8 protein-coding genes and 1 pseudogene are annotated in these 6000 nt (G+C 55.9%); 8 read left to right on the top strand and 1 reads right to left on the bottom strand.

The annotated features are described in order from the left end of the window. Positions 1 to 385: 385 nt before the first annotated feature. Positions 386 to 1195 carry a mechanosensitive ion channel domain-containing protein gene (locus ASC86_RS10285; RefSeq protein ID WP_056320108.1) on the bottom strand — a complete coding sequence of 270 codons (810 nt, stop codon included), beginning with the start codon at positions 1193 to 1195 and terminating at the stop codon, positions 386 to 388. A 232-nt stretch (positions 1196 to 1427) separates the two neighbouring features. Between ASC86_RS10285 and ASC86_RS10280 the strand changes: the two genes are divergently transcribed. From ASC86_RS10280 to ASC86_RS10255, 8 genes and pseudogenes are all read left to right on the top strand, one after another. Then, positions 1428 to 2453, top strand: coding sequence for a YihY/virulence factor BrkB family protein (locus tag ASC86_RS10280; protein ID WP_244477580.1), 1026 nt, complete (start codon positions 1428 to 1430; stop codon positions 2451 to 2453). A 194-nt stretch (positions 2454 to 2647) separates the two neighbouring features. Then, positions 2648 to 3058 carry a hypothetical protein gene (locus ASC86_RS10275; protein ID WP_056320101.1) on the top strand — a complete coding sequence of 137 codons (411 nt, stop codon included), beginning with the start codon at positions 2648 to 2650 and terminating at the stop codon, positions 3056 to 3058. Between the two features lie 136 nt (positions 3059 to 3194). Then, positions 3195 to 3296, top strand: a pseudogene (locus ASC86_RS26560) (DUF982 domain-containing protein); the annotation flags it as partial. After that, positions 3293 to 3775 (top strand): DUF2243 domain-containing protein, encoded by a 483-nt coding sequence (locus ASC86_RS10270; RefSeq protein ID WP_056320098.1) that lies wholly within the window; start codon positions 3293 to 3295, stop codon positions 3773 to 3775. The pseudogene ASC86_RS26560 and the gene ASC86_RS10270, both read left to right, overlap by 4 nt. Continuing rightward, positions 3768 to 3929 carry a hypothetical protein gene (locus ASC86_RS26225; RefSeq protein WP_200943799.1) on the top strand — a complete coding sequence of 54 codons (162 nt, stop codon included), beginning with the start codon at positions 3768 to 3770 and terminating at the stop codon, positions 3927 to 3929. Before ASC86_RS10270 ends, ASC86_RS26225 begins: the two co-directional genes overlap by 8 nt. A gap of 49 nt (positions 3930 to 3978) precedes the next feature. After that, positions 3979 to 4674, top strand: a complete 696-nt coding sequence (locus tag ASC86_RS10265) for an FAD-dependent oxidoreductase (protein WP_244477578.1) — start codon at positions 3979 to 3981, stop codon at positions 4672 to 4674. A gap of 142 nt (positions 4675 to 4816) precedes the next feature. Then, on the top strand, positions 4817 to 5335 hold the full coding sequence (locus ASC86_RS10260; protein ID WP_056320096.1) for a DUF4142 domain-containing protein: 519 nt from the start codon (positions 4817 to 4819) through the stop codon (positions 5333 to 5335). A gap of 159 nt (positions 5336 to 5494) precedes the next feature. After that, entirely contained in the window at positions 5495 to 5998 is a 504-nt protein-coding gene (locus ASC86_RS10255) for an ATP-binding protein (RefSeq protein ID WP_056320093.1), read from the top strand. Positions 5999 to 6000 lie beyond the last annotated feature (2 nt).

Below are 6000 nucleotides of genomic sequence, written 5' to 3'. Positions count from 1 at the left end.
CTGCAGAGGCAGAAGAACGATACTACGCCACGCTGGACGCACCAGCTATGGCCGCATAACTTAAACCAAACGGTCTCCGGCAAAGTCGGGGCGGTTCACCTGGCCCGCGATCCTCTGCGCTTTCGGCACTGTCATCGATAAACCTGCGTTTCTGGGCGATCGCCACCTGAAGCGTGCTCAGTACGTCACGGCCCATCGGCTGTTTAGAAGGTATCTCCGTATCATCGCCACCGAGTTGCCCCTTTGGGCGGCAGCCTTTGCGGCCGCAAGTGCGGTGTCATGGTGCGGAAATGGCTCAGACCATAGATTGTTGACCTGGTAGTCGAATCCACCGTCATGTTCCTCGGCGTAACAAACCAGGGGCAAAGCTTTCCTCCAATGGTTCTTATTTGATGGTGATCCCTCGTTCCGTAAGGCGCGTTTTGACGCGTTCGACGACATCGAAACGCGTCTCGGTCCACTGCGCGGTCTCCGCCCAGTACTCGGCCTTAACTGTTACCTTTTCGCCTGCTATGTCCTCAATCACGACTCTGGGGGGAGGATTTTTCTGTACGCGCGGGTCGGCGGAAATGATCTCTGACATAATGTGCTTCACAAGATTGATATCCGCGTCATTCGCCACAGCTACAGCAACTTCTTGGCGGCGCTCGGGCTCACGGCTGTGATTGATGATCGGCGTATTCCAGAGTGTTGAATTCGGCGCGAGAAGATAGAGACCATCTGTGTTTCTTAATTCGGTTGCGAAGAGCCCGACCTCGATGACTTTCCCCTTGAGTGCTGCCGTTTCAATGAAGTCGCCAAGTCTGAAAGGGCGTAGCACCAATAGCATAATGCCGGCTGCTATGTTCTGCAGGGTTCCTTGCAGCGCGAGACCTATCGCGAGACCAGCAGCTCCCAACGCAGCGACAATGGAAGCGGTCTGAACACCGAATTGGCCAAGCACCATCACCAAGACGACAATAAGCAAACCGTAGTGGAGAACATTCTCGAAAAAGCGCGCGAGCGTTTCGTCGATTCCGTGGATACGGGCCAGACCCTTATAAGCCCATCGGCTAATGATGCCGGATAAGATCCAACCCACTATAAGGAGTACAATGGCGCCGACGAGTGAAAGTCCGTAATGAATTGCGAGGGTGCCAAGTTGGGCAAGAGCCGTCGGAGAGTTAGCGATAGCGGCGGAAGTCTGCTCTTCCATGTGGGCTCCCGGTATAAGCGAAATAACAAAACCTTCGTGGCGTTTCCAACCCCGACCTTTTGATATTGTTCCACAAATTCAGGCTTTCCGATCTTGCGCGCCGCGGACATGCCTACGGACGGGCCTTGACTGTTCCAAGTCCGGTTCCACTTCTCGACGTGCACGGTATTTCAGGAGATGGTTAAAATTGAGCAGGCTTAGGAATGCCACACTCGTGCAGGCCGTCGCGGGTGTGCTCGTCATCGGAATATCGATATGGGCCTTCTCACGGTCGGCGCCCAATGAAGTTGACCCTGGCCGTGCAAACAAGCAGGAACGCGGCAGACGAGCCGAAACGCCTGAGCAGATACCCGCAAAAGGCCTTCTCGACGTTATTTATCGGACCTACCGCGAGGTTCTGGATGATCGGGTGATGCTTGTTTCAGCGGGGGTTGCGTTTTATCTCTTCCTGTCAATTTTCCCGGCACTTGCGGGTCTGGTTTCGCTCTACGCCCTGATCGCTGATCCCGGAGATATCTCTCTCCATCTCCGCGACGTGGGCGTATTCCTGCCTACCGGAGCATTTCAGCTTTTCGCGGATCAGATCGAGGTGCTGGCGAAGCGCAACGACAATACATTGGGATTGACGTTCTTCATTGGTCTCGGTGTTGCAATTTGGGGAACGCATCGAGGTACTATGGCCATCTTTGACGCGATGAACATCGCTTATGAAGAGAAGGAGAAGCGCGGGTTTATCTGGCTGAACTTTCTTGGCCTTGCTTTCACGGCTGCGGGCATCTTTGCCTCCGTTGCAATGGTCGGGCTCGTGGCCGTATTGCCCGTCGCGTTGACGTACGTTTGGCTCGATCAGGACATTGAACGTGCTGCTTTGATCTTGCGATGGCCGTTGTTGTTGGCATTCGTGCTTGTCGGATCCTCGGCCGTTTATCGGTTTGGACCAAGCCGCCAACCGGCGAAATTGCGATGGATTACATGGGGAGCGGCTCTCACCACTCTCGGCTGGTGCGGCATGTCCGTCGGATTTTCGATCTACCTTGACCATTTTGCAAACTACAGCGCGACCTACGGAACGCTTGGAGTCCTGATCGGTTTTCTGGTTTGGCTATGGTTGTCGATTGCCATTCTGTTCATCGGTGGAGAACTTAACGCCGAACTGGAGCGTCAGACGGAGAAAGATACGACGACCGGGCCCGCGCTACCCATGGGCGTAAGGGGAGCATACGTCGCCGACACAGTCGGTGAATCCTTTCGTCGGTAACCCGATTTACTTTCTGAACGATACGGCGATGGTGATCATTTCGCGAATGCGATGAGAAATCACAAAAGCTCTTCCGAGGCCTGATCGCTGACGCCACCCCACACCGTAGCCGCTGGCGGGCCGCAGATATCGGGTCTTTTCGCATGAGTTCACCTCAACCCAGTCGTCAATTGAGCCGGCGAGGATGCGTGCCCATGATGATGGTGTGGGGAATCGTGGAACCTTTACGCCCCCCCGTGGTTCCAAATGTCGAGATTGTGGCGTGTCAATCGGACATGACGGGGATGGTGGACGCAGCGGTTTTTCCGATTTCTCGCTGCGGGCAACGAAATGCCAGGCGAGCGCCCAACCCGTCCGCCGTGATCTCAACCACTTGTCGGGGCAGCTTGATCGATCCCCCAACCAAACAGCTTGGAGAGCAGGAGCGGAAGGTCGAACTGGACCAGGCGGCAGATTACACCGTCCAAATGCTGCATGAGGAGGCGCATCTCATAGGGTGGCAGCGGGTCGAGTTTCTCAACTCGATGATGGATTCCGTCGACGCGCGGCTTTCTGCGCTTGGAGAGGAAGTGGTGTCGGATGGCTCTGAACCGGGCCTTCCTTAGAATTCAAGAGGAAATGCAAAATGACAAAGCGTAAAATGATCGATACGGGGACCGAGTGTTTGTATTTAGTCGAGAGCGTCCTTGGAGGTTTCGGCTTTGAGACATAGCATTGATGAATTCCGAAGTATTCTGAGCGGCTAAGCGCCGCTGCGTCGACGCTATAGCTAGTCACGGAAGCTCGGAGCTTGCCCGCGTCACGTTTGTTGAAGCGGCGGTCTCGGCCAAGGTACTCGCATGATAGGACGAGATCGGCGGCCGACAAGAAGCTTCCCGCTATCCGCCGGCCTGCTGTTAGGCCTGGGCCTTGGAGGCTTCTTCGACGGCATTGTTCTGCACCAGCTTCTGCAATGGCACCATATGGTCAGTTCCTGGTACCCGATCACCACGATCGAAAACCTTGAACTGAACACCTTCTGGGACGGCGTCTTCCATTCTGGTACCTACGTGTTCGTATTGGCCGGCCTTTTCATCCTGTGGCGGTCCGGCCGTCTCAGCCATTTCCGCTGGTCGACGGGCTACCTCGTGGCGACGATGCTCATCGGCTTCGGATCGTTCAACCTTGTCGAAGGCGTTATCGACCACCAGGTGCTCGGCCTCCACCACGTCAACGAAACCGTTCCTCACGGGGAGTGGCTCTTCTGGGACCTCGGGTTTCTTGCCTGGGGTGGGGCCATGGTCGCCACTGGCGTGCTGATCATGAGGAAACGCAATGGCTGAGACGCTGCGTGAAGCCCGCACTGCGTTGATCTGGGCTGCTTTCGGTCTTGGTCTTGTCTTCGCGACCCGTCCGGTATGGTCGTTTCTTCTGTTCGGCCCCAACTTCACGCTTGAAGACCTGCTTTCACTGCGCTGCTTCGGCTTGCCGATATGACGCATCGGTCAGGCAGAACACATCCGAGCACAAACTAACGGAGCGGGCTATGACCGTATTCAACCCCCGACGTGATTTTGACGCCGAACACCGTGTTTCCCGTCGTGTCGTCATCATTGGCGGCGGTTTCGGCGGCCTGGCCTGTGCCATGGAACTGGGCAACGCCCCAGATATTGATGTCACGGTCGTTGACCGCCGCAATCACAACCTCTTCCAGCCGCTGCTGTACCAGGTGGCGACCGCCGCCCTGTCGCCGGCAGACATCGCCGAACCAATTCGCAAAACGCTTGCCCGTTTCAAGAACATAAACATGATCATGGCAGAGGTGGTCGGCATCGACCCGTCGTCGCGCATGGTGTCCTTGTCTGATGGCGACTCGCTTTCCTACGATCAGTTGGTCATCGCCACCGGCTCCGACTACAACTACTTCGGCCATGATGAATGGCGAGAATTCGCGCCCGGTCTGAAAAGCATTCATGAGGCGCGGCAGATCCGTCATCGACTGCTTCTGGCATTCGAGCGGGCTGAGCGAGCGAAGAGCGAAGCTGAGAAGCAGGCGTTGCTCACCAGCATCGTCATCGGCGGTGGGCCGACGGGCGTCGAAATGGCGGGCGCGATCTCCGAACTTGGTCGCTTCATGATCAGCCGCGATTTCCGAAACCTGCAGCCCGACAATCTGAAAGTGATCCTCGTGGAGGCGGGCCCACGCATACTCGCCGCCTTTCCCGAGCATCTTTTTGCATAGGCGAAGTCCTATCTCGAGAATATCATGTGTATCGACCTGCAGCCAAGAACGGCCGTTGGGCGCATGTTATCGCGATTTGGATGGCTCGGAAATGAAAGCGGAACAAAACTTCAGATGTGAGATTACTGGCCAGGAGGATCACATGACCCAAAGCTCAACAATTCGTCTGGCCATCGTCGCCGTCACGGCACTCGCTTTCAACTCGTTTCCTATCACCGGCAGTGCCCAAGACAATGCGCTGTCCCCTCAGGAATTCGCTGACACGGCCGCCGCTTCAAACACGTTCGAGATCGAGGCCGATGGGGTCGCGATGGAAAAAGCGAAGGATGAAGCAGCGAGGACCTTCGCCAAAGACATGATCTCGGATCACGAGAACGCCGGACTGGCTCTCGCCATGGCAGCGAAGGAAGACAATATCCAAGTTGATGTGACGCTGGACGAGCAGCACCGCAAGCAGCTTGATGCTCTTAAGGCTGCTTCGGAAACGGATTTCGATCAGGCCTATCTCTCGACCCAGGTTCTCGCTCACGAAGAGGCGGTTAAGCTCTTTGACGAATATGCGCAAAGCAACAACTCAGGTGCCCTGAAATCGTTTGCTGAAAAAACTTTGGGAACCCTTCGAGCCCATAACGTTCGCATCCACGGATTGACCAAGAAGTAAGATGCTTCCTAAAAGCCAGCTACGGGTCTCATCCGTGTGAGGGAGGCGCGGGCAGAATGCCGCTGCCAGACATCATGATGCCGCGCCTCGATGGGTTCGGCTTGATCCGTTGGGACCCAGGTCGTAAATACGGCGCGCTTTATTGCCGACATCGAGGAGATGTCACGCCGGACTCTCGGAGAAGGTGTTGAGATTGAAACCATCCGCGGCGGTGGTCTCCGGAATGCATCGGTCCATCCAGTGCAAGTCGAGAATGCGATCTTCAACTTGGCGATCAATGCCCGGAATGCGATAGACGGCCAGGGCAAGCGGACCATCGACGTGGAGAACACTTTCCTCGACGACGATTACGCACGCCAGCATGATGAGGTGACGGCATGCCACAGAAGATCATCGATCAGGTCTTCCTTCTTTTCGAGGAAGCCCGTGGGCAAAGGCACCTGTCTGGGTCTCTCGATGGTCTATGGCTTCGTCAAACAATCTGGCGGTCACATCAAGATTTACAGCGAAGTCGGGCATGGCACGACCATCAAGCTCCATTTTCGCAGAGTGCGGCAGGACGAAGATCATCTCGACAGTGTGGACGTCGGGCCGATCAGCGGCGGGTTAGAACCTATTTTCGTCAACGAGGCCGCGGCAGTGCAGTTATGGAAATCAATTTGAAG

The sequence above is a fragment of the Rhizobium sp. Root1212 genome (assembly GCF_001424985.1).
GTDB lineage: Bacteria > Pseudomonadota > Alphaproteobacteria > Rhizobiales > Rhizobiaceae > Pararhizobium.
Note: the sequence above shows the minus strand (reverse complement) of the source record. Positions and strands in the feature narration are given on the sequence as shown.

Coding starts and splice junctions, on each gene's coding strand:
- ASC86_RS10270 (WP_056320098.1), top strand. CDS start 3,293: ATGATAGGACGAGATCGGCGGCCGACAAGAAGCTTCCCGCTATCCGCC.
- ASC86_RS26225 (WP_200943799.1), top strand. CDS start 3,768: ATGGCTGAGACGCTGCGTGAAGCCCGCACTGCGTTGATCTGGGCTGCT.
- ASC86_RS10265 (WP_244477578.1), top strand. CDS start 3,979: ATGACCGTATTCAACCCCCGACGTGATTTTGACGCCGAACACCGTGTT.
- ASC86_RS10260 (WP_056320096.1), top strand. CDS start 4,817: ATGACCCAAAGCTCAACAATTCGTCTGGCCATCGTCGCCGTCACGGCA.
- ASC86_RS10275 (WP_056320101.1), top strand. CDS start 2,648: ATGATGATGGTGTGGGGAATCGTGGAACCTTTACGCCCCCCCGTGGTT.
- ASC86_RS10255 (WP_056320093.1), top strand. CDS start 5,495: ATGTCACGCCGGACTCTCGGAGAAGGTGTTGAGATTGAAACCATCCGC.
- ASC86_RS10285 (WP_056320108.1), bottom strand. CDS start 1,195: ATGGAAGAGCAGACTTCCGCCGCTATCGCTAACTCTCCGACGGCTCTT.